The following is a 22,712-nucleotide window of genomic DNA, read 5'->3' as shown; positions in this document are numbered from 1 at the left end:
TTTAACTCTGTACATATACAGAAATAGAAAAAAGAAAAGAGTTCTTATTTGAAATGCTCATTTATCTTTTTCCAATCTTCCTCACTTAATTCCCATCCTAATGCTCCTACATTCTCTTCTAAATGCGAAATATTGCTACTCTTAACTATAGGTACTAAACTAGGAATTCTAATGTACCAATTTAGAGCAATTTGTATAGGAGTTTTGTTATATTTCTTTGCTATTTCAGAAAGGAATTTATCATTTTTTATTCTTCCTTTCTCAATAGGTGTATATGCTAAGTAAAGTAATCCTTTTTTGTTAGCATATTCTAAAGTTTCTTCGTCTCCTCTATCCCATAAACTATAATGGTTTTCTACTGCAGCTATCTCGTATTTTTTAACACATTCAGAAGCTTTCTCAATTTCTCTCCATTTGAAGTTGCTTAATCCAAAATATCTAATTACTCCTTTATCAACTAGGTCTTCAAAGGCTTTAATAGTTTCACATATTGGTACATTTGAGGGCCAATGTAAAAAGTAAAGATCAATATAAGTACCAAGTCTTTTTGAACTCGCAATTGCGGATTTTAAAACATCCTCATATTTAGCATGATTAGGCCAGACTTTTGTAATAATAAAAAGTTCTTCTCTCTTAAAATTCTTAATAGCTTTTCCAACAAGTTCTTCCGCATGTCCATTTCCATACATTTCGGCAGTATCTATTGCTGTAATTCCAAGTTCTATTGCTTTTATAATCGCTTTTATATCATTTTCATCATTTGAATAATCTGTTGACCAATAACCTCCTCCCATTCCCCAAGTTCCTAATGCTAATGGAGAAATTGAGAACCATTTGAACTTTTTCATACCACATTTTTTTATCTTTTAAGTTAATAAGGGCATGCCTGGGTCTTCTCTTGTGGAACTTCGTAAATTAAATAAGCTGGGATGAATCTAAGCAGAAAAATAACGATTCTAGTATAATAGAAAATTTATATTATATCTTTTCAAGGGGTTCGATTCTATCTTTCAATATAATTGAAGATTCATATTTTATTGTGATATAAAAAGACGACTTTAAATCTAATCCTACTATTTCAGTCACTTCTAAGTTTTTTCGTAAGATGCACATTAATATTGTTATATATCATGAAAATTCTCTACAGAATTAGAAATAAGAAAACCTATTAAGTTCTTATTTTGATTTTGAAGAGAAATAAAAATACAGAATTATATTATTTAGAAAATTAAAGGAATAACTTACTAGATAATTTTTCTTTGAATAGAAAAAGTATATTTACTAGAAGAAATTCTTTTCTAATTCCATTAGCTTATTCGTTTCCAGATTTTAACCTCTTTGTCTTTATAAAAAGACTTGAATCATTAATGTATCCTTAAATTCTTAAATAATTTTAAGAACTTATACAATTTTTCTGTTTGTAATGGAACTTGAAAATATAAGGAGACTGGTAAATTTCTGCTATGATAAAGCTCACGATCCAGTCACTATTAGACGTTGCATAAGCTCACTGTTCTTTGAGATTATTCTATTTATTGCAGATCGTTTTCCGTGTCGCAAGGATGAATTATTTAGAAACCAAAACGGAGTTTATAATGGGTTAAGTGAAATAAGGTTTATCGGTAGTTTAATGTCTCTACTAGAGAGCTCTAACAAATTCTCTCTCTATGAAATAGACGATTTTGTTAAGTTTTTGAGGTTGATAGCACTATATCGGACACTATTAGATCACTTCGGAGGGTTTAAAAAAGAGTTGATTAAGAAAAATTTTCACAAAATTAGAACATTTGAAGGAGAAATAGATGTTAGTACAATCAATATCCCTAATGAGCTATCACGTTATGAACTTATTAATATATTAATAGAAGTCGAAAGATGGCTGGAATTTTTACGGAGGCTCTCTACCTAATACTTTGCGGGCGTATTTTTCAAATTCTTCTAATGATAAAATCATACCATATAAGGAATCAGCAAAACTTCTTACATCAGTGTTATAAAATCTTTTATAATCTTCAACTACACTATTTCTGATCTCTTTCCTAATTTCTGGTGGGGCATTACTATCAATTATTATACCTAAGTACGTAACCTTTAGATCTACACTATAACCTTTATCTCTTAACCTACCAATGAAGTCTAATAAAAGTAAAAGTTCTAGATGTGCATTATCAAAACCAACTTCTTCAATCTCCTCCTTCAAAAATCTCTCAATTACATCAATATCTGGTAATTTACCCCTAAGCTTTCTTATAATACCTTCAATCAGATGAGATTTCGCAGGGTAAAAATAGTTTAGGTTATATATAATATTCCAGTTATATATGGAGAGAAGTGTGATGGAATAAATTATCGAATCTTCTTTAGGAGATTTTAGCACATTGTAAAGTTGATGATTATCTGTATTAGTCTTTAGCATTGCATACAATAGGTAGTCAAAAATTCTTAATTGCTGTGTTGGCGTGAGCAATTTTAGCCTCTCTATTACATAATTTATATGGATAATCCGAAGCTCTGAGCTGAAATTGTCATCTAAGGCTATCTCTAGATTTGCTTTTGCAATCCTGTCATCGACATCCAAATCTAAAAATGTCAGTAATTTCATATGTGTATTTATTGAATTTGTAAATAAATGTTTTGTAGAGAAATACTCCTAGCTCCTAGATCTACATTCTTTAAAAAGGTGTCACTCGGCTTATAGGAGATTTCTTTTCATAATACGCGAGTAGGGAAGATAATATACAATCTAGAGTAAAATTGAGAGAAATCATTGCTAACCATCTTTTAAGTTAATAAGGGCATGCTGGGTCTTCAGCTAATGGATCACCGTAAACTGCATAGGCTCTAGCTCTACTTCCGCCACAAATATTTGAAAATGCACAAATACCGCATTTGCCTTTAAGTTTTCCAGCTTTAATCATTTTCAGTAATTCTGAATTTCTGTAAACATCTATTAATCTGTCTTCCCTTACATTACCTAATTTTAATGGTAGAAATCCGCTTGGATAAATATCCCCATTATATGAGATAAATATTACTCCAGCTCCATCCCTTGTTGGTAATATGCTTTTATCTACTGGTGATTTAGACTCTCCCAATAGTTCTTTAAGTTTTCTAATTAACTCATTTTTTACCTCTTTGTATTCAAGCTTTGCTCTTCTAAAAAATGGAGCCTCAACAGTTCTAACTACGATGTTATATCTACTTACTTCCACAAGAAAATCTATAACATCTTTGTATTTTTCTCTTGGGATATCTAATTCTAGAGTGCCTCTGCCTACTGGGATTAAAAAGAATACTTCCCAGACTTTTACTCCCAAATCTTTAAGAAGCTTAGCGATGTAAGGTAATTCTTCATAACTCCTTTTCCAAACTAGGGTGTTTACTTGTACCTGAATACCATACTTAAGTCCAAGCTTAATACCATTAATAGCGTATCTGTAGTTGCCAAAACCTCTAAGCCAATCATGTGTTTCTGGTTTATAGCCGTCTAGGCTTATTGACATATAAAGTGCTGAGTTTTTTATATTTTTGATTGTATCTTCATTAAGTCTGTATGAAGGTGCAGGTGCAATGGAAACTATTAAGCCTAAAGATTTCGCATAATCCATTAGCTCAAAAATGTCGTCTCTCGAAAGTGGATCTCCACCGGTAAATACTACGACTACTTTGCCGAATTGGGATATTTCTTCAAGTAGTTTCTTTCCTTCTTCAGTTGTTAGTTCTCCTGGCAATGGTTTATCTATGGCATTAGCTCTACAATGTTTGCAAGTTAATGGGCAAGCTTTTGTTACTTCCCAAAATACTAGATGCGGAGCATCTTCAAAGGGCATAACGGATCATCTCCATAAATGTTTCCAGACCAATAATATGCTCTAGCCCTATCTCCTCCTTTACAGTAAGTTTTATACTCACAAGTAGCACATTTCCCCGTTAAGTATTTGTCAGTGTTAACAAAGAAGTCTGGAATGTTCTGAATGATCTCTTTTAAGGGTTTTTCTCTAACGTTACCTAACTTATAAAAGTCTATGAACTGGCAAGGATAAACATCACCGTTAGGATAAATGGATATCATTTTTCTTCCACAGCCTCCACTATTTTCAACGAATTTTAGATAATCCTCTAGCTCCTTTTCATCTTTAGCTAATATTTTAGCAATATAAATTCCGTCAAAGGGAGCTAATGTTGTTTCAATTTCAATTTTTCCCTTTAATTCCTTTGCATATTCTATTAATTTATCCATGAGTTTCCTATATTGTTCTGGCGTATACATCCAATCTTTTAATTCTTTACCTCTGCCACTTGCAGAAATATGATAGAATGTTATCCTTTTTACACCTAGATTTAGAGCTAGTAGTATGTAATCATCGATTTGATCAATATTCCTTGAGGTTATAGTGAATCTTAGACCCACGTTAAGTCCTGCTTCTATGGCATTTTTTATGCCTTTAACTGTTAAATCAAATGCTCCTTCGACTCCTCTGAATTTATCATGAAATTCTGGGTAAGGACTATCTAAACTTATTCCGATATATAGAAAACCAATTTCCTTTAATTCTTCAGCAACTTTTTTACTTATTAACGTTCCATTAGTAGATAACGCAAGTTTTAACCCTCTTTTTGAAGCGTATTTTGCTATTTCGAAAAAATCTCTTCTCATTAAAGGTTCTCCACCACTCATAATAAGTAAGGGAATCTTAATTTCAGCCATTTGATCTACGAGGTTTATCGCTTCATCTTTAGTTAATCCGTCATCTCCTTGCGGTGATGCACTTATGTAACAATGTAGGCACTTTAAATTGCATTTATACGTCATATTCCATGTAACTACGGGTCTAAATACCTGACTAAATTTACTTGGGTTTTTCGGATTATATTCTCCTTTAATCGTAAAAGATACAGTACCACTATTCGATACCAAAACGCTAATTGGAATCATTAATTATAAATTTGATATAAAGTTTAAATTTCGCATGTTAAATAGTTAGGCGTAAAAATAATTAACTTTGTTAATCACTTTCATACATCAGTTTATCTATGCTCTCCGAGATTAGCTCCATGTCCTTTCTTATTTTGTCCTTCACTTCTCTTATTTCATTTTCTTCTAGATTGATTAGCTTATAAGCTGACATGAATTCTAACATATTTAAAAGATCATCTAAAAACTCATATAATTCTTGTAATTGAACTGGATCATTATGATTTATTTTAATATCTAATTTCGTATTATATTTAATTATTGAGAGTATGTGTTGAATATCATATATGTATTCTGGTAATACGCTTTCCATAACATTTAATTCTCTTCATGATATATTAATTATTATGGCTTATTCTTCTCCTTCTTAAAATAAATTCTTTTCAACAGTTATCGTATTATTTAAGAAAAATTTTTAAATAGTTTTTAATCTGGATAAGGTTAAACTAAGGATTTTTTAAGAGAAAACTTTAAAAAGAACTAAAATGGAGTTTTCTTTCTTTTTATTTCTTCAAGTTTTTTCTCGAACTCCTCTACCCATTTAGATACTTTAACATCATCTGGACATCTTGCCGGAGTAAAAGCTTTTATGTCAAGTATAGGTGTTTCTTCAAATAAATCTAAATCTTCTACATGAAGTAAATTTTCCTGTCTTTTTATCAATCTAACTATAGATATAGCTATGGGATTAGGTCTATGTGGTGAATCGGTACAGAAAACTCCTACTTCTGGTAAATCTTCAAGTCTGAAACCATATTTTAGAAGACCCCTAGGTCTTACAATAAGTGTATTTCTTTGCTCTTCAGACACTTTATTAAGCCATGATATCACAATTATGTGAGAGAACTCCTCTAACTTATATAATCCTTGTATATATTCCTTATATATTTCAATAATTCCTTTTCCATCTTTATTTTCTCTTACTATACCAATATACTTAAGCATAATATAAATTAGGCGGAAAAATATTAAATGATTTCAATCGTAACGTAAAATCTTTTCTTTCTTCCCTCGAATATTAGGGTAGCTTGAGTACCATCTAACTCACCGTTTTTTAATCTAAATTTTCTAATATATGGATAAAGAAAAGAAGCTAATTGTGTAACTGTGAGTGAATTGAAAGTTATTGTTCCGGATTCTGTGTATAAAGTTAAATTAAATTTATGTTTAGGATTAAGTATCTGAGATAAACTAACTCTTTCTTTCTTCATAAATAACTCTACGATTAGGTGGATTATAAATATATTTCCTAATCTTTAAAATGGAGAATAATTAACATCGTGAATTACTCTCCTAACTTTAGCTTGTTGAATTCCTTTAGGCTTACTTAATAGAATTCCATGGCGATAAGACTTACAATCTAGTTTAACGAAAATAAATTTCTTTAACATAATAATTTAAGAGAATATAGTCATGATTGACCTATATTAAAAATTTTAAATAATCTAAAAGAAATTTGATATAGTAGTTATATATGTATGTATATATTATAAATATTTTTTCGATATGCCCAATTTTATTCCAGTTATTCCCAATGTGTCCTTTATTAAGTATAGGAAGTAAATGTATGCTATTGGAAGAAAGATTGCTGAGAACTGCAAATTTATAAATCTAGTAAAGAATGCAAAGAGTAAAAGAGGGATTATGTAAACGACTTTTTCGTGATTGTATCTTGCTGTAGAATAGGTAATGCATGAAAAGAATAACGGAAACATAACATCTAAGAAAAATGCATGAGACAAGTCTCCTAAATATAATGCAGACATTGAAGCTAAAGAAACTAAGATTACTGATATGGAAGTCCAATTTATCCTTTTTATTCCTTTTCTCATCAAAAACGCAAAATAATATACTAACGCAATTGCTAGAAAGAATGGTAAAAACATGGAGATAATTAATAGAATAAGGACTGGTATTTGATATAGCCCAAAGAATGGTTTTACTCCTAGTGTTGCTGTAAAAACTCCTATATTTACCCCTAAAATATAAACTGCTAATGGTATTATCAAACTCCAATAATTTATATAGAAGTACCATAATATTGCAGATAGAAACGGAGAAGATAATACTAAGGTACTAACTGGGAATTTGCTCCCATAGCTTTTCACGTCTTTGAGTGCCTTAATTTCTGTAATTACTAGTACTATAGAGGCTAAAAATTGAAAGTAATGTGATATTGGTATTGCTAAAAGGATTAAGGCTAAAATATGAAGCGGTAAGTAATTTTTAGCTGGAAAGAATAGTCTCTGTATCATTCCGAAATATAACGAATATGCGCCAATCATCATAAAGTATGGGTGATAAAACGGAAATTTAATGAGAGATATCCCTCCCAGAAGAAACATTATTGTTGATAAATAAATGTAGGGTACGTTCACTCCCCAAGGTTCTATTTCCTTGATAGTCATGTTTTTGTTTTTTCTTTTCACGAATTAATATATGTAGCCTAACATTTTAGGTTTTGAGTCTTTGGCTAATGGTTTTATACCTTATCCTATAAAATACTCAAGATATGAGAAAAATTACCTCTCTTACAAGTCTTAAGGTATTATTGAAGAAGGATAGGATGATTATAAGGGTTCTTCCCTACATGGAAAATTTAGTCAAAAAATATTGTCCGCAATGTGTTGAAGTTCCTAGAGAGTTCAATAGTGTTGAAGAATTACAGAACTGGCGCGATTATATAAAATCTAAATCAACATATAAGATAGTAGGTAGAAGTTATGTAATTGATTTACTTTTAAACAAGATAAATATCGGTGAAGGTGACCTAAAAATAAGAGGGAATATATTAACTATATCTCCTTATAAGGCAATAAGTTATGTTTCAAAAAAAGTAAAAAATAAAGAAGATACACCTAAAATACTTGATTATTCTATTCTTATTCTAAAAGGTTATTCTACGTATATTCCAGCACTTCTAACCGAAGGTATAAAATTATCCAATATGAAAAAAATTGATGAATCGTTAAAGATCTTTAATAAGTTCAGAAGGATATTGTACATAAATGAGAACCAATTTCACTCTCCACAAGAATTACTAAAAAATGTGTATAAAGGTACTAATTTACGTGAGGATTGGGAGAAGCTCTCGCCAATATGGAAGGAGATAATTTATTACCTTATTGATTCTTCATTAGGTTTATTACCCGGTCAAGCAAAGAGAGAATTAAGTATTTTTGATTATTCTACAGAAGAAGAAGATATCTCAACAATCCCTTATCCAGAGTATGTTGATATTGTAAACTTAGCCGTAGCTGAACTGATGAGGGGGAATAATGTTGTACTCTTAGGTAATTTAAAGACTGGAAAAAGTACTATAGCTGAATTAATAAGAAAGAGGTCTTTAGAGCATAAACTCCAAATTGACTTGGTGGATTATCATGATATTAACGGCAATTACACTAGTATAGAAAAATTGAAAAGTGATAGAAAGAGAACTCTTTATGTACTTACTGAGGACTTATTTCAAAGCTTAGAAATAAATAACGTATTTAAAATCTTTACAAATGAAAGATTTATTTATTCTCTATCAAAAGACAAGGGACTAACTTTACGATTAGATGAAAGAATTGCCGCAATACCTATGCATTATATAATAATGTTCCAAACTGATAACATAGAAACTACTGTTAGTAAAGCACTAGAAAATTTCTATTATGATTACTGGGAATATGTATACAATGTAATATTTGATGCTGATCCGAATAAAATACTATGGTATTCTCCTATTTTAGCTATCTATGATCATTACAATACCTCTATACCTGTAAAAATTTCGTTACTTGTTCTAAAGAGCACTGGGAGGAAAAATGTAAATGAAAATGATTTAATACTTAAATGGTTCTCAAAATGTAGTATTCCCTTTAAAGTTCCAAGATCTTCGGATTATTACACTGATGTTTTAGATCAGGTAGATGTTAGCAACTTACTGAGAAAGATTAGTGAGGAAATAGCTAATAGTATTAGAACAAATGAGGCTGTCGATAACGTATTAGAAGTCTATTCTTATTTAACCATAAATGAAGGAAATGAACCTATTATAGTACCAGAACTTAACAGATACTTTGATAATAATCTCTCCTTTATGAAAATTATATTACCATACATCATGGAAAAGATAAGAGACAAAATTGATATAGAAAGATACTGTAAGGAACTTAGTTATACGAAACAACCCTATGAAACTTTAGCAAGAATTAAAGGAATATTAATGAGGGGAACAGAAGAAAATTGCTACTCACTAGCAATAGATATACTTTTATCTGCATCTAAAAACGGCAAGGTTGAATGGATAAGATTCGTTTTAGATGATATCTTAACTAATATTAATTACCTTAAAAAAACTTCATATAAAATTATTGCAATGCTTTTCAATTATTTGAAATATTCTAGGGATGATATAGATAAAATAAAGAAAATATTTTATAATGTGGAGAATGAAAGTAAATATTCTATATTTTTAAAATCTCTTCTTGATTACAATGACGGTTCGCTAGATGATCTTAGTTTCGACAATCCTTTATGGGCAACCTTAGGTTATGGCTTTCTCGGTATATATTCCCTTTCTAATCATGACTTGCTAAAATTAGCAATGATATATGATAAGTTTAGGAAAAGTTATTCTATTGTTAAAAGTAATAAAATAAGTACTGATGATCCGCATTTAAAGGATTTCTTTCCTATAAACAACGGAATCCATGATTATATTGATGAACTTAAGGATAGATTAGATGCTGGTATAGGTTATACTTTACTTCTAACACATCCAAAGGAGGAGTCAGCTAGGGCTACAATAGAATTGGCTGAAAAATTAATGCTTAATTGGTATACTAGGATAAAGAACAAGCTAAAATCTGGGAAAATTAAAGATGAGGAAGCTATGGATTTACTTAAAATATATCAGATAAAGTTAATGAAGAGTTTGATATCTGGAGGTAAATATGAATATAAATCAGTGTTACAAGACATAACAGAGCTAGAAAATTTATCAAAAATGGTTTATGAACCGGATGTAAAAGGGTCTTTATCTATAGCTTCCTATATAGCAAAAAGAGTACTTGGGATGGAAGAAAAGCCTAGATTATTTAGCGGTACAACACTTGACCTCCTTATATATATATCCTCGGAAATTTTACTTGGAGGTGAAGATAAAAGCAAATTCTTCGATTTTATAGCAAATCAGATAAAGAATAAAGAAGAGGGAATAGATAAAGCGTTGGTAGGAATTATAATAAGTGTAATAAGAAATGATAAGAAAGAGTTAGATAAAGCCCTAGAATATGCAAGGGAGAACTATTATTCTGTGATGTTAGAGATACTATCAAGGTATGTTAACGATAAAAAAATGTTTGTGGTAGCACTCATACCTTATATAGGTATGTGGCATTTTTTAGGTGGATAAAGTCTGAGGTTTAAAACTACACTTTTCTTCAATCTTTCCTTCTAACGCATCTTTTAGATACACATAAGGATCTTTAACTTCTCTCATATGCTTTCCACTACCTCCTCTTAAGATTTTAACAACCTCACTTAACGCACTTAAAGCTATTTCCTCAGCAGTCTTAGCATTAAGATCTAAACCAAGAGGGGAATAAAATTTCTGTTTTAAAGTTTCTATATCTATTCCTCTCTTTATTAGCTGAGCAATTGTATATGCCGCCCTCTTTTGGCTTGCTAGGAATCCAACATATCTTGCTTTATTAATGGCAATAAATGCGGCGTCAACGTCATAAGGTTTTCCTCCTTCATTAGCTATAATCACAAATGAATCTTCTGTTACCATTTGATCTAAAACGCCTAAAGTATTAGAAATGAAATTTACTCCAGCAAAGTCTTCTTCATTAATATCATTATTACCAATTACAGCTACTAAGTATCCCATTGCTGTAGCAAGTCTAGCAATTGCCTTTGCTATCAAACCGGAACCAACTATTATTAATGAAGGTCTGGGTTCTACTACTTCTGCAATAATTTTCTTACCGTTAACTGTAGCTTCTACTCTTCCTTTTTCTAATGCTTCTTTGGCAATTTTCTCATGCTCCTTATATCCAATTATTAGCTTATCTTCAACGAACACACTTCTCTTTCCTTCTTCATTTACTAAAACAACTCTTTTTCCTTCAGAAGTGAGCTTTGCAATTAATGGAAAGATCTCACAAATGGATGCCATACGTTATATTTGATGGTTGCAATATAAAATTTTTTAATCAAACTAGTTCAATATCTTCTATGAGAATCGAAGAAAAAGTTAATTTGCTTTACAATGCATATAAAGAGAAAAAAGTAGTAGAACCTTTCGAAGTAGGGAAAGAAGAAGCAGAAAAGATTTTTGCTCTTTTTACTGAGAGGTTAGTGAAAGATGAAGGGTTTGGCGGATATAAGATATCTTTTGTTACACCAGAGTCATTAAATAAATTTAATATTAAAGAACCGGAGTACGGAATACTAACACAAAGAATGATTGTAAAAGACAATAATATTACGATTCCTTTTAAATACGCATATGCGGAAATAGAGGTCATAGTAAAAGCAAACAGGTGCAGAGAAGATAATCTAAATTCTTGCATTTCAGAAACTTATCTAGGAATAGAAATTCCAATGACTAGATTTAATGCTCCTCTAAACAGACTTACTATTTTTCAATTAAAAGCTGATGATATGGCTTCTGGTCTAGTATATGTAGGAGAGAGGATTAATAAACAGCCGTCAGAAGTATCATTATATATAGATGGAGAGTTAAAGGCTAAAGGAAAGCCTAATTTCATTTATGGCGACTATATAGGAATGGTAAAATGGTTAATAAAGAAGGTTGGAGAAGTTTCTGGTTATATATCAACTGGTTCTATAGTTGGTCCTATCCCCCTTGATAAGGGGGTTAAAGTTAAGGTAGTTTCTGAAGAAGTTGAGTTAAATGTAAAAACTTACTGATTTATTTTTTCCTAACTATAAATGCCAAAATTATAGCCCCTACTGTTACGAATATCATCGCAATATATGCGGTTTTGGAAATTTGAAGAGATGTTGAAGTCGTTAAATTTTGTTTAATAGGACTGCTAGAAGAAATATTAGTTGAAGTGATAATTGAAGAACTAACTGAAGTACTGGTTTGAGCTGTTGTTTGTGTGTTAGTAGTTTGAGTAAATGTAGAAGTACTTGTACTGGTTGTCGTTATAGTACTCTTACTTATTGGTGGGTAAACTATTACATGAATAATAGTTGTCTCTTCAATTTCTCCCATTAGATTAATTGCTATGACTTTTATTACATAAGTTGAATTAGCTGTAACATTATATTCTGTAAATTCTTGAGTTGTGTTTGCTATAAGAGTATTATTTAAGAAAACTTCGTACCTAGAATTAATTTTCTCATTCCAACTTATTTCAAGAATAGTATAATTGGTATAATGCAGTTGTGTAACAGAGATTGTAAATGGCTGAGGAGCTCGCAATAAGCTTTTAATTTCTAGACTAGAAGTAATGGAGATTTGACTAAGAGATATTTGGGTATTTATCTTTGTTATTATTGCATTTACGGAGCTTGAGTTAACAATTAAGCCTTCTGCAAATAAATATGATGTTAATGAGCTTTCAGAAGATTCATAAATTTCATTCCAATTCTTCATAAACAGAATCAAGTTGATATTTATACCAGTAAGAGAGGATTTTTCAACACTTTCAACTAATATAAAATCGTTGTTTATATACCCAATCGCAACACCATTAAAGTCCTTAACGCTAATTATTTTTCCAGTAGAGAGATTATATAACGCTAGATAACTCGAAGTATTTGTTGCATAGGAAACTAATATAGTATCATTCGAAACACTTACTTGAGATGGTTCAATTCCATTATATTGAGGTATCTGATATACTACATCTCCGTTACTTAAATTTACTACAAAGTATTTGCCTTGAAAAGTTGAGATACTTGAAATTGACAACCCTGACGATATTAAGTTAAAAATAGAAATATTCCCTATAATGGCTAAATTGTCAGAAACTGTTATTGATGAGGCATTAGGAATATTTATACTCACATTTTTTATAACCTCACCAGAGGTAGTAAGGGTTAGTAGATACACGTTAGGACTATTATACGATGCTTTCCATAATGCATATATTGTGTTATTATATATATCAAAATCTTCAACAATTCCACTATTTATCAAGCTATAAACTGTACTCCAGCTACCGTTAAAGATGGCATACCCAAGGCGAGTTTTAGTTATGTTAAAGTGTGGTGATATAGAACTCACACCTGGTAAATAAATGAAATAAAGTTTATCTCCACTAACTTTAGGAGTTGATATAACTAAACCGTTAAGAGGTAGTTCAGGAATATCTATTCCAGATATATATGTTGTAACAGAGGATATGTTAAACTGTATGGACTCACTTCCTAAGTTTACACTCATGTCTCCACTAATTACCACGCAAAGATAAAATATGTGGTTTGAGATTGAGGAAGGTGTTGTATAGATTATGCTGGCAGTAAAAGGTATGTTTGAAAATGAAACTTGAGAATAAGTCGTAAGAGGTAGTAAGAGAAGAACTACAAGTAATAAGTAGAAAATGCCTTTCATAAATTAGTTTAAAAATAACGCATTAAAAAATTATTCAATCTTAGAAACTGGTGGAGGATTTTCTACTCTACCAATTTTCTTCATATACTCCTTATACATACATCTATCTTGAATAACAATTAAACCAGCTTTTCTTGCTTTTTCAGCCGCTTCGTCATTTCTAATCCCTTCTTGTAACCATATTACTTTAACATCACCCTTTTGTTTAACTCTCTCAAGAACTTCATCAACAATTTTAGGAACCTCTGAAGAAGGTCTAAATACTTCAACAACATCAATTTTATCCGGTATCTCTAACAATGACTTATAACTTTTCCTACCTAATATTTCATCAGCTGAAGGATTTACTGGATAAACATTATATCCCTTACTTATTAGAAACTTAGGAACTTGATGAGCAGGTTTGGAAGGATCCTTAGAAAATCCAATTGTTGCTATATTTTTATAATTTTCTAAAATATATTTTATTAATTCATCTTCTGAACTCATACTATAATATGTGAAAAAAAGACTAAAAAGTTTTAAGTAGGACATTCACTTGCTAGAGGTCCAGCAGCTTCGAGTATTACTTGCTGTATCATCTGTGATGCTTGTATTATTTGCTGGAAATTATCTAAATGGGAATAAACATACTGAGGAGAGTAACCAGAGAGAATATTAGGATTAACTATTGGAGTAGTGATTATATATGTACCGTTAGGTCCAGATATCAAGATGGCAAAGTTAAGATGAGGAGGTTGAACATAATATGCTGATGGTTTTCCATATTGCTGTATAGGTACTTGAGTCTCATACTGAATAATATAATTTGCCACTTGTGGGTTTAATCCCATACTTGCATATTCTTCTTTTAGAATTTCTTCTCCAACTGTTACTAATTTATTTTGTGGTATAGGAGTTCCATTATATGAGGCATTTAAGTACTCGTTATAGACATACGCAACATAAAATCTTACTATTGATGTTGGCGTAAAGTTAAGGAATATTAACCCTGGAATATTAGCTGGGTTATGATCCGGGTCAGAATAGTGAAACTCAAAAGTTATATTTCCATAGTTTTTCAACACATTATATATAGCCCAAGATGCTGCTGCACCTACTGGACATCCATACCATGACTGTTCAACAACTATTACCTCACCTTTAGGAGCTAAATCCATATTGCTAATTTTTACAAATTTTCCTGCCGGTATGGTACTTGCGTTACTTAACTTAGATATATAATATATCGAGAAAAAAGCTATAACTAGCACAACTATTACTATAACAGCAATTATAGGTCTATTCATCTTAAATCTTAAATCGAAAATAATTATATAAGTTTTTCCCATATTCTTTTAAAAACTAAAATAATAAGAATTTTCATTCATTTCACGATTTGAGGAAAATTTTAAAAATACATAAAGTTTAGAATTATTTATGGCAATATCATTAGCTAAGAAATACCAAGGGAAATTAGAGATAATGCCTAAAATTCCCATTAGATCTTACGAAGATTTCGCTTTAATCTACACACCCGGAGTAGCAGAACTAGTTAAAGAAATACAGAAGGATGAAAACCAAAGTTTTGAGCTAACCAGCAGATGGAATACCATAGCAATTTTAACAGATGGTAGCAGAGTATTAGGATTAGGCAATGTTGGGCCTATCGCTTCTCTACCCGTAATGGAAGGAAAAGCTTTGTTATTTAAATTTCTAGGGGGTGTTGATGCTTTTCCTTTGCCTATAAAAGTTTCAGATAAGGAGGAATTTATACAAGTCGCTAAAGCAATAGAACCAGCTTTTGGCGGAATAAATTTAGAAGATATTGAGTCTCCAAAATGTTTCTTTATATTGGAAGAACTTCAAAAAACTCTAAATATACCAGTATGGCATGATGATCAGCAAGGTACAGCTGGTGCTGTCCTCGCTGGTTTAATTAACGCAATAAAAATTACTGGCAAAGATAAGAATTCTAAAATAGTCCTTATGGGTGCTGGAGCTGCAAACATAGCAACCGCACAATTATTAATTAAATATGGTTTTAACCCTAAGAATATGATTTTAATAGATAAAGAAGGACCGCTATATGCCGAAAGAGGGGATGTTGATTCTTTAATGTTTAAACATCCATGGAAATATGAGTTAGCCATACAGACAAACAGTGAAAGAGTAAAAACAATTGAGGAAGCATTTAAAGGTGCAGATATCCTAATTGCTGCTTCTTCACCAGAAGTTAGAATAGATAAAAAACTAATTAGAATGATGAATAAGCCTATAGTATTTGCATTAGCAAATCCAATTCCAGAGATATATCCCAATGAAGCCAAAGAAGCTGGTGCAGTAATTGTAGCAACAGGAAGGAGTGACTTCCCGAATCAGGTAAATAATTCTCTAATATTTCCAGCAGTATTTAGAGGAGTATTAGACAGTAGAGCAAAGAAAATCACTGACGAGATGATAATAGCTGCTGCAGAAGAACTTGCCAAATATGCTGAAGAGAAAGGTCTAAGAGAAGATTATATTATTCCAAGAATGGATGAGATAGAAGTATACTATAGAATGGCTGCTGCAGTAGCTACTAAAGCAGTAGAATTAGGTTATGCTAGACTAAAATTATCTTATCGTGAATTTTTAGAATCTGCTAAAGAAAGAATTCTAAGAGCTAGGAGGTTGAGTTTATGATAAGAAAAGCAATTGAAAAAGATATAGAAGTATTAACAGATATGTTTGCTAGAATGTATAGATTAAACGCGGAATTTGATCCTCTACTGGAAGTTCCTCAAGACTTAGAAGAAAAAGTAAGAGAATCTATAAAGAAATCGTTTAATAAAGATGACGTATTATTAATTGTAGTTGAGGAAGATGGAAAAGTAGTAGGCGGGGCAAGAGTATTTATTAGTGACAGGGAATTCTATATCCCACAGAAAGTTGGTATAATTCAAGAAATTTACGTCTATCCATCGTATAGACGTAAGGGTATAGGAGAGGAAATAATAAATTATATAGAAAAAGAATTAAAAGAAAAAGGAATTGATACAGTATTAGCTAGATTTCCGGCAAAAAATGTGATAGCAACCTCATTTTATGTTAAGAAAGGATTTAGGGAGCTTCATAATGAATATATAAGAAATATTGAATAACATATTAATATGGATACATTAGATAAATTAATATTTTATAATATTTTTATAAATCCTAGGATAAGTAAAAGAGAATTAGCTAAAAAGTTGAACCTTAGTCTTTCTTCCTTAATATATAGATTAAATAAGTTGCAAAAATTTATTGAAGGCTATTATACATACGTAGATCCTGTTATTTTAGGGTATAAGAAAGCTATTGTAATACATAATCAAGAAAATATAAGCAATGAAAGTGTGAGGTTTAAATGTATAGAGGGATATATAATTTCTGAAATTTTCGGAGAAGATATTAATAAAGAGATAGAAAAGATAAGTCCTACATTTTATCAAATAATTCCTAATAGAAAATACTCACTATCAAAGTTAGATTATAAAATAATTAACTTACTGGTTAAGAATCCTTTAATAAGTGACAAAGAAATAGCAATACAACTAGGGAAAAGCTCAAAAACAGTAAATAGGCATTTAAGCTTTTTAATTTCTAATAACTTTGTAAAGATTGTCCCAAGGATAGATATAGCAAAGTTAGACTTCCTATTATATTCTATTATTTCGCAAACAATTAATAAACAAATTAAACATATTTTCAAATATCCTCCAATTTACATTGGATTCGCGGAAAATTTAGAAGAAATAGTTAAACTTAGTAAATTTGGAAAAATTTCAATAAAATCCGAGTATAAGGTAAATAATTGGATATTCAATGATCAAAAGTTTAGAACGCAATTTTATCTTAATTGACGAGAATTTTCTAATATGAAATACGCTTTTATAATATTTTCAGATCCAGATATAAGATCTGAATTAGTAAAAGCTGCACATGCATTACATTATGCTATAAACTTGAAGAAAAAAGGAAACGACGTAGTAGTATATTTTGAAGGTTTAGGAGAAAAAATATTAATTTCAGATAATAATTATATTAAACCTTTAGTAGATGAAGCAATAAAACAAGGAATAATATATGGCGCTTGCGGATATTGTGCCTCACCACCACACTTGAACATAAGAGATAAAGTAGTGGCTAAGGGGTTTAGACTTTTAGGTGATGAAAACGATCATAAAGATCTATCATTGTTCATTGACGAAGGATATCAGATTATCTTAATATAATGTTCGAAAACAGTTTTTTATGGTACTTTCCTTCTTAGCATTAAAGCTGAGATGAATAAAAATAGTAGTGTTGAGAAAAAATAGTGTGTAAATTATGATGTAAAAAAATTGTATTATGATATTTTGTTCGAATTATTTACCACCAAAAATTAGGAAGCCTAGTATACCAGCTAATAGTAGCAAGTCTAATCCTAGTAGAAATCCTACTCCAAATTGTACTGTTAGATATGCTAGTTGCATAGATGCAAATAGCTGGGATGTGACATATACAAATGAAGAGACTAATCCAATAAATGCTATTTCGCTAGACCTTAGTATTAATTTTTGCTGTTGCAAATTCAGAGTTTTAGTCCTTAAACTCATACTTTTTCCAAAATCAAAACTTCCTCCAGAGGAATCCCCTTTAATAGATCTTGGAGCTAAATAGAATTTTATTAACGGGTAGAGTACTACAAAAGATGCTAAGAAAATTAAACCATCTACTTCAACACCTATAGGTCCTATATCTACTCCGGGTGTCTTATATGCCCAAATACTGTTTACTATGAAGGAAATTATAAACCCTGTTCCTAAAGCTATTGCAGCTGGTCTCATTATAGGATGACTGGCTTTATGTCTAAAGATATACTGATCTATAAATGGAAATAATAGTGTGATTAGAATCCAGGCTAAGAAAATTATTGAGGCATATTGTGGGGGTACTGATTTATAAAAGAAGTAAATAAACAAGAAGTACCAGTCTGGTATTGGTGGTGTTTGGGCAGCCAACACGGGGTTATACTCTGGCATTGTATACTTAAGCCCGCTACCAGTAATTGCGATATTGTATGGTATTAATGATGCAATGAGTATTACCGCACCAAATATGAGGAAGAAAGTCATTAATATCATTCCAAAAGTTCTTGTATATGGCTGTAATCTCCAATTAGGATCATTATCTATTTTATCCCTAAAATGCTCAATTAATTCTGGACCTGACTCCTTACTAGGTGGTGGTGTAGGTCCTCCGTGTTTTTCAAATATTGCCAAATGAATCATTATGAACAGAAGTATTAATCCTCCAACAATCCAGTGGAATATAAAGAATCTATCAACCAAGGGATCAACGCCACTAGCTATACCGGGCAAATCAGTTGGTACAGTAGTCATTAATTTGATTAGAGCAGCTAAATTAAAAGGCATGTAAGCGAACAGATTCAGACCAGTAGTGGTTGCTGTCCAAGATATTAAGTTATATGGTAAGGAGTAACCTAAATATGCTTCAGTTAAAGCTAATCCAGCTAATATTACACCGACAACCCACATAATTTCTCTAGGTTTCCTATAAGCACCTACAATAAAGTTTCTCGTCATGTGAATAATAAGTAAAAATATCATTGCGTAAGCGGCCCATGTATGTATACTAAATAATAAGGCTCCATAAGGTACCTTTGTAATTAGATATACTGTAGAAGCATAAGGATCGGAAGGAACGTAATATAATGCAACAAGGGCTCCAGTTATTACAGCTAAAGTGAAGGCAGCAAGTACCATTGAGCCTAACCAATAATCAAGCCTATAAGCATACCTTGGAGCTTTAGCGATAGTATGTCCATATATTCCTACTCTTTCATCTAACCATTGAAAGACTTTATCTAACCAGCTCTGTCTTTCTTCTTCCACGTTATCACCCTGAAGTACAAGCTGGATTAGATGGTATTTGGTATGAGTAATCCGGATCATAAATCAAATTACTAGTTGGTCTAGTTTTAGAGAAATATGGTGCATTAGTGCCTATAGCATAAATATCACCAGTTGTATTATCGTATTCTAGGAAAATTATCGGTAATGGTCTTGGTGCGGGCCCACCAACTACTATCCCTCCTTTATCTAGCTTATACATTGATCCATGGCATGGACAATGTAAAATCGTAGTAGCAGGATTCAAGCCTGGTATATTCGGCGAACTTGTAAGGACTTGTGCCGGTAATTGACAACCTAAATGAACGCATATTGCTGAGAATGCACATATTGAACCTTTTGGACCTACACCCTTAATAGTTGGAAACTTAGAATTTATAGCAAATTGACCATAGTAAGGATTCTTAAATTCTACGTTAGTTTGATTATTCAATTTAGAGAAATCAACTAAGAAGCAAGGTTCATTTGTTAAGGGATAAGCAAAGAAGTAAACTGGACAACTAGTACTTTGTATATCTTTAATATTTGCTATTTTATACTTAGGAAATCCTTGTAAACCAGCTGTATTATTAGCTACTAAATAATTTTTCGATATAACTCTTAATTCATTATAATAATATCCCATGTAATTAAAAAGAGGCGAAAATAATGGAGATATTGCAACAGCCCCGCCAGCTATCATAGCTAACCTAATAAAGTCTCGTCTTTTCATATTTCTCACAAAGAAATTTTATACTAAAAACTATTTAAGTTTTACTAAAATGTTTAATCTATTTACAATCACATTTAACTTTAAGAGATCTTTTAAATAGATCATATAGAGAAAATATTACAATTAATGGTAAAGCAAAATATACTACCGTTAAAATTTCACCACTTATAACACTATATGCAAGAAAAGAAAGCGGAGTATAAAACGCTATAATAGTTGGCAAAGACAAGCAACATGTAGTACCACCAACTAATCCAAGAGTAACTACTCCAGCAATTAATCGCTTTGATCTTATAAATTCAAATATCTTACCTATATTTGCAGATACTAAAAATGTTATGCTTAATGCTGTAAATATTGCAAATGGTGTAATTGAAAGAAAATAATATGGCGGTAATAATACTTCAATTGAAGGATTAAATAGAAGATTGAATAGAAAACCTAAACCAGAAGTTACAAATGGCGAAAACGCTAAACTTACTTCTCCATGGTAAAATTCTGGGGAATAATTAAAGAATAATAGTAATAATTTTTCTAGAGCTAAACTAAATATCAGAAGATGAAATGGAAAGTATATTAGGGTAGAAATTGAGATCTCTTTTCTCTTTTTGAAATTACTCTTAATATAAGTAAATACTGTGTTAAAAGGATAAGAAAGTAAGATAAAAAGTATAATTATCCAAAATATCACTGGGTCAATAATGTTTGAAAATAACCCTGGTGGGAAAAAAGAGAAATAAAGGAATAAGAAGAATAATGCCACGATAAATATCACTAACTTTTTTCTTCCCATAAGTTAATATTCGTTTTTAGGCTTTTAAAGTTTGATTAGAAGAAAATAGAAAAATAATTAACTTAATCTTTATAATATTCTTTATATAGTACTACAGTTAATGCAAATAATAGAAACATAGCCATTGAAATTAGTATACCAGTATTAAATTGTAATACTAAAGGAATATTAGGAGATAAATATGGTAAAGAAAGCCAAACTAATACTATTCCAGTAACTATTAGCACACCTAGACTAATTGCGCTGTAATCGATTTTCCTCTGTACACTTACCTCACTCCTCTCTCTAAACCTTAAAGAGAGAAAGATTAAACTACCCATAAATATAGCAAATACACCACCAGCTGCAATATAAGTGATTCTAAATAACGATTTTTCTGCTAAGGAAATCGGTGAGGCTGAGGATAATGCAGTTAAATTTCCGAAATTTCCTAATGCCTCAAATATAAAGAACATTACTATTACAGATATTACCCATAATGCGTAATCCTTCTTAGAGAGCCTTTGACTCATCTTATCACCCTGCTGTAGAATTAACTACTATTAGCTCTCCTATCATAGTATAGTGTCCCGGACCGCAAAATTCTGCACAGTAAATGTTATACACTCCCGGTTTATCTACTATTATGTATAATGGATAATAATATCCTGGAATAGCTTCAAGCTTATACCCTAATTGTACAATATACATTGCGTGGATTACATCAGCGGAAGTTAGATTAAAGATATATGGTTTACCCGCTTGTATAACAACCTTATCATAACTTATAGTACCGTTAGGATATATAAATTCCCAAACGTATTGTCTTGCTATAACTCTAATCACTTCTGGCTTTTCGTTATGGGGAAAATATCCGCCAGTATCTATCATTATTAGATCATGAAATGCAATACCACCTAATACGGCAAGAATTAAAGCTGCCCCTATCATAGTTATTACTTCTATAGATAACCTAGCCATCAAAAGAATATTTAATAATCTAATATTTATAGTTAACGCAAAAAATTATAAAAAAGAATTTAGCTTATAACAACATATGGAGTAGTTACGTTAGGGGATGCAACTAAAACTACCCACATTCCAGATTCTGCATGCCCCGCAATACCACAACAAAGCCAATAAATTCCAGCAGGTATATCAGTATATAATCCACTTGCTGACTGACCACTCATTATTCCAGAAGTTTGATAATCACTTGAAGAAGCTCCAATAGTTAAGAGGATTTTTCCATCATCAGCAATGTTGGCCGAATTTGGAGTAGATGTATCGTTAGCTACTAAATTAAGATTGTGTGGCAAACTTTGTTGATTAATGAATGTGATATACAAGTTCCATCCAGCTGGTACATATATAACCATTGCTCCGAAATCTGTTCCATTAAAATTAAATGTAGGTCCGCTGGAAAGCGTTACTAAAGTAATAAATACAGTTTTGTTACTAGGATTATAAGGTAATGTGTGCTTGGGAGTGGTTGATGTTGTTGTAATTGCCGCTGATGTCTTTGAGGAGTACATTAAAAACTGTTGATATGTATATACTGCTGCCCCTACTATAACTATAGCTACTACAATAGCAACTATGGCTGTAAAAGTTGGAGAGACGGCTTTCCTCATATTCTCATAAATTAACTGTATTTTTCAAACTTTTATTTTTTTACTCTATACCAACAAAGAGTACTAGTTGTTTAATGTTCAATTTTTAATTAACTTAATTAATTATATATATTAAACTCT

At 31.1% G+C, this 22,712-nt stretch carries 25 protein-coding genes; 7 read left to right on the top strand and 18 right to left on the bottom strand.

Going from position 1 to position 22,712, the window contains the following annotated elements:
• Positions 1–44: 44 nt before the first annotated feature.
• On the bottom strand, positions 45–848 hold the full coding sequence (locus STK_RS00670; RefSeq protein WP_010978067.1) for an aldo/keto reductase: 804 nt from the start codon (positions 846–848) through the stop codon (positions 45–47).
• 575 nt (positions 849–1,423) lie between these two features.
• On the opposite strand from STK_RS00670, the gene STK_RS00665 reads away from it, so the two are divergent.
• Complete coding sequence (locus STK_RS00665) at positions 1,424–1,909, top strand: hypothetical protein (protein ID WP_010978066.1); 486 nt, start codon at positions 1,424–1,426, stop codon at positions 1,907–1,909.
• Here the strand turns inward: STK_RS00665 and STK_RS00660 are convergent.
• The 7 genes from STK_RS00660 to STK_RS00630 all read right to left on the bottom strand — a co-directional run bounded on the left by STK_RS00660 (position 1,889) and on the right by STK_RS00630 (position 7,383).
• Positions 1,889–2,602, bottom strand: a complete 714-nt coding sequence (locus STK_RS00660) for a hypothetical protein (RefSeq protein ID WP_010978065.1) — start codon at positions 2,600–2,602, stop codon at positions 1,889–1,891. The genes STK_RS00665 and STK_RS00660 overlap by 21 nt on opposite strands.
• Positions 2,603–2,786: 184 nt before the next feature.
• Positions 2,787–3,830, bottom strand: coding sequence for a TIGR04053 family radical SAM/SPASM domain-containing protein (locus STK_RS00655; RefSeq protein ID WP_010978064.1), 1,044 nt, complete (start codon positions 3,828–3,830; stop codon positions 2,787–2,789).
• Complete coding sequence (locus STK_RS00650) at positions 3,803–4,936, bottom strand: radical SAM/SPASM domain-containing protein (RefSeq protein WP_010978063.1); 1,134 nt, start codon at positions 4,934–4,936, stop codon at positions 3,803–3,805. The genes STK_RS00655 and STK_RS00650 overlap by 28 nt, the downstream gene beginning before the upstream one ends.
• A 70-nt stretch (positions 4,937–5,006) precedes the next feature.
• A complete protein-coding gene (locus STK_RS00645) occupies positions 5,007–5,288 on the bottom strand; it encodes a hypothetical protein (RefSeq protein WP_052846171.1) in 282 nt (93 codons plus the stop codon).
• A 167-nt stretch (positions 5,289–5,455) separates the two neighbouring features.
• Positions 5,456–5,920, bottom strand: coding sequence for a tRNA (N6-threonylcarbamoyladenosine(37)-N6)-methyltransferase TrmO (gene tsaA, locus STK_RS00640; protein ID WP_010978062.1), 465 nt, complete (start codon positions 5,918–5,920; stop codon positions 5,456–5,458).
• A gap of 23 nt (positions 5,921–5,943) precedes the next feature.
• Positions 5,944–6,186: a hypothetical protein gene (locus STK_RS00635; RefSeq protein ID WP_052846168.1), complete on the bottom strand. Its 243-nt coding sequence runs from the start codon at positions 6,184–6,186 to the stop codon at positions 5,944–5,946.
• A 276-nt stretch (positions 6,187–6,462) separates the two neighbouring features.
• Positions 6,463–7,383, bottom strand: a complete 921-nt coding sequence (locus STK_RS00630) for a hypothetical protein (protein ID WP_052846166.1) — start codon at positions 7,381–7,383, stop codon at positions 6,463–6,465.
• 104 nt (positions 7,384–7,487) lie between these two features.
• Here STK_RS00630 and STK_RS00625 point away from each other — a divergent pair, with 104 nt between their 5' ends.
• Entirely contained in the window at positions 7,488–10,379 is a 2,892-nt protein-coding gene (locus tag STK_RS00625; RefSeq protein ID WP_010978060.1) for a hypothetical protein, read from the top strand.
• On the opposite strand, the gene STK_RS00620 is transcribed toward STK_RS00625, so the two are convergent.
• Positions 10,368–11,147: an XdhC family protein gene (locus STK_RS00620; protein ID WP_010978059.1), complete on the bottom strand. Its 780-nt coding sequence runs from the start codon at positions 11,145–11,147 to the stop codon at positions 10,368–10,370. The genes STK_RS00625 and STK_RS00620 overlap by 12 nt on opposite strands.
• Before the next feature lie 59 nt (positions 11,148–11,206).
• On the opposite strand from STK_RS00620, the gene STK_RS00615 reads away from it, so the two are divergent.
• Positions 11,207–11,905: a hypothetical protein gene (locus STK_RS00615; protein ID WP_198429719.1), complete on the top strand. Its 699-nt coding sequence runs from the start codon at positions 11,207–11,209 to the stop codon at positions 11,903–11,905.
• A 1-nt stretch (position 11,906) separates the two neighbouring features.
• Here STK_RS00615 and STK_RS00610 read toward each other — a convergent pair whose 3' ends face one another.
• The 3 genes from STK_RS00610 to STK_RS00600 are packed head-to-tail and all read right to left on the bottom strand — an operon-like array spanning position 11,907 to position 14,848.
• Positions 11,907–13,559, bottom strand: a complete 1,653-nt coding sequence (locus tag STK_RS00610) for a hypothetical protein (protein ID WP_010978056.1) — start codon at positions 13,557–13,559, stop codon at positions 11,907–11,909.
• 30 nt (positions 13,560–13,589) lie between these two features.
• Positions 13,590–14,048 carry a CoA-binding protein gene (locus STK_RS00605; RefSeq protein ID WP_052846164.1) on the bottom strand — a complete coding sequence of 153 codons (459 nt, stop codon included), beginning with the start codon at positions 14,046–14,048 and terminating at the stop codon, positions 13,590–13,592.
• Positions 14,049–14,080: 32 nt separating this feature from the next.
• Positions 14,081–14,848: a DUF929 domain-containing protein gene (locus STK_RS00600; RefSeq protein ID WP_052846855.1), complete on the bottom strand. Its 768-nt coding sequence runs from the start codon at positions 14,846–14,848 to the stop codon at positions 14,081–14,083.
• Between the two features lie 130 nt (positions 14,849–14,978).
• On the opposite strand from STK_RS00600, the gene STK_RS00595 reads away from it, so the two are divergent.
• From STK_RS00595 to STK_RS00580, 4 genes are read left to right on the top strand one after another with little or no spacing between them, the layout of a single operon-like run.
• Entirely contained in the window at positions 14,979–16,223 is a 1,245-nt protein-coding gene (locus tag STK_RS00595; protein WP_010978053.1) for an NAD(P)-dependent malic enzyme, read from the top strand.
• Positions 16,220–16,681, top strand: coding sequence for a GNAT family N-acetyltransferase (locus tag STK_RS00590; RefSeq protein WP_010978052.1), 462 nt, complete (start codon positions 16,220–16,222; stop codon positions 16,679–16,681). The genes STK_RS00595 and STK_RS00590 overlap by 4 nt, the downstream gene beginning before the upstream one ends.
• Before the next feature lie 9 nt (positions 16,682–16,690).
• Positions 16,691–17,422: a winged helix-turn-helix transcriptional regulator gene (locus STK_RS00585; RefSeq protein ID WP_010978051.1), complete on the top strand. Its 732-nt coding sequence runs from the start codon at positions 16,691–16,693 to the stop codon at positions 17,420–17,422.
• Between the two features lie 15 nt (positions 17,423–17,437).
• Positions 17,438–17,794, top strand: a complete 357-nt coding sequence (locus STK_RS00580; RefSeq protein ID WP_010978050.1) for a hypothetical protein — start codon at positions 17,438–17,440, stop codon at positions 17,792–17,794.
• 132 nt (positions 17,795–17,926) lie between these two features.
• Here the strand turns inward: STK_RS00580 and STK_RS00575 are convergent, their stop codons facing one another.
• The 6 genes from STK_RS00575 to STK_RS00550 form a co-directional block, all read right to left on the bottom strand.
• On the bottom strand, positions 17,927–19,516 hold the full coding sequence (locus tag STK_RS00575) for a cytochrome b (RefSeq protein WP_010978048.1): 1,590 nt from the start codon (positions 19,514–19,516) through the stop codon (positions 17,927–17,929).
• On the bottom strand, positions 19,461–20,186 hold the full coding sequence (locus tag STK_RS00570) for a Rieske 2Fe-2S domain-containing protein (protein WP_052846160.1): 726 nt from the start codon (positions 20,184–20,186) through the stop codon (positions 19,461–19,463). Before STK_RS00570 ends, STK_RS00575 begins: the two co-directional genes overlap by 56 nt.
• A 58-nt stretch (positions 20,187–20,244) precedes the next feature.
• The gene (locus STK_RS00565; RefSeq protein ID WP_010978046.1) at positions 20,245–20,979 is read right to left on the bottom strand and encodes a hypothetical protein; all 735 of its coding nucleotides are present in this window, start codon (positions 20,977–20,979) and stop codon (positions 20,245–20,247) included.
• 62 nt (positions 20,980–21,041) lie between these two features.
• Positions 21,042–21,491 carry a hypothetical protein gene (locus STK_RS00560; protein WP_010978045.1) on the bottom strand — a complete coding sequence of 150 codons (450 nt, stop codon included), beginning with the start codon at positions 21,489–21,491 and terminating at the stop codon, positions 21,042–21,044.
• Positions 21,492–21,495: 4 nt separating this feature from the next.
• The gene (locus tag STK_RS00555) at positions 21,496–21,939 is read right to left on the bottom strand and encodes a cytochrome B558 subunit B (RefSeq protein WP_010978044.1); all 444 of its coding nucleotides are present in this window, start codon (positions 21,937–21,939) and stop codon (positions 21,496–21,498) included.
• A gap of 59 nt (positions 21,940–21,998) precedes the next feature.
• On the bottom strand, positions 21,999–22,592 hold the full coding sequence (locus STK_RS00550) for a sulfocyanin (protein WP_010978043.1): 594 nt from the start codon (positions 22,590–22,592) through the stop codon (positions 21,999–22,001).
• Positions 22,593–22,712 lie beyond the last annotated feature (120 nt).

This window comes from Sulfurisphaera tokodaii str. 7 (assembly GCF_000011205.1).
Classification (GTDB): Archaea; Thermoproteota; Thermoprotei_A; order Sulfolobales; family Sulfolobaceae; genus Sulfurisphaera; species Sulfurisphaera tokodaii.
Note: the sequence above shows the minus strand (reverse complement) of the source record. Positions and strands in the feature narration are given on the sequence as shown.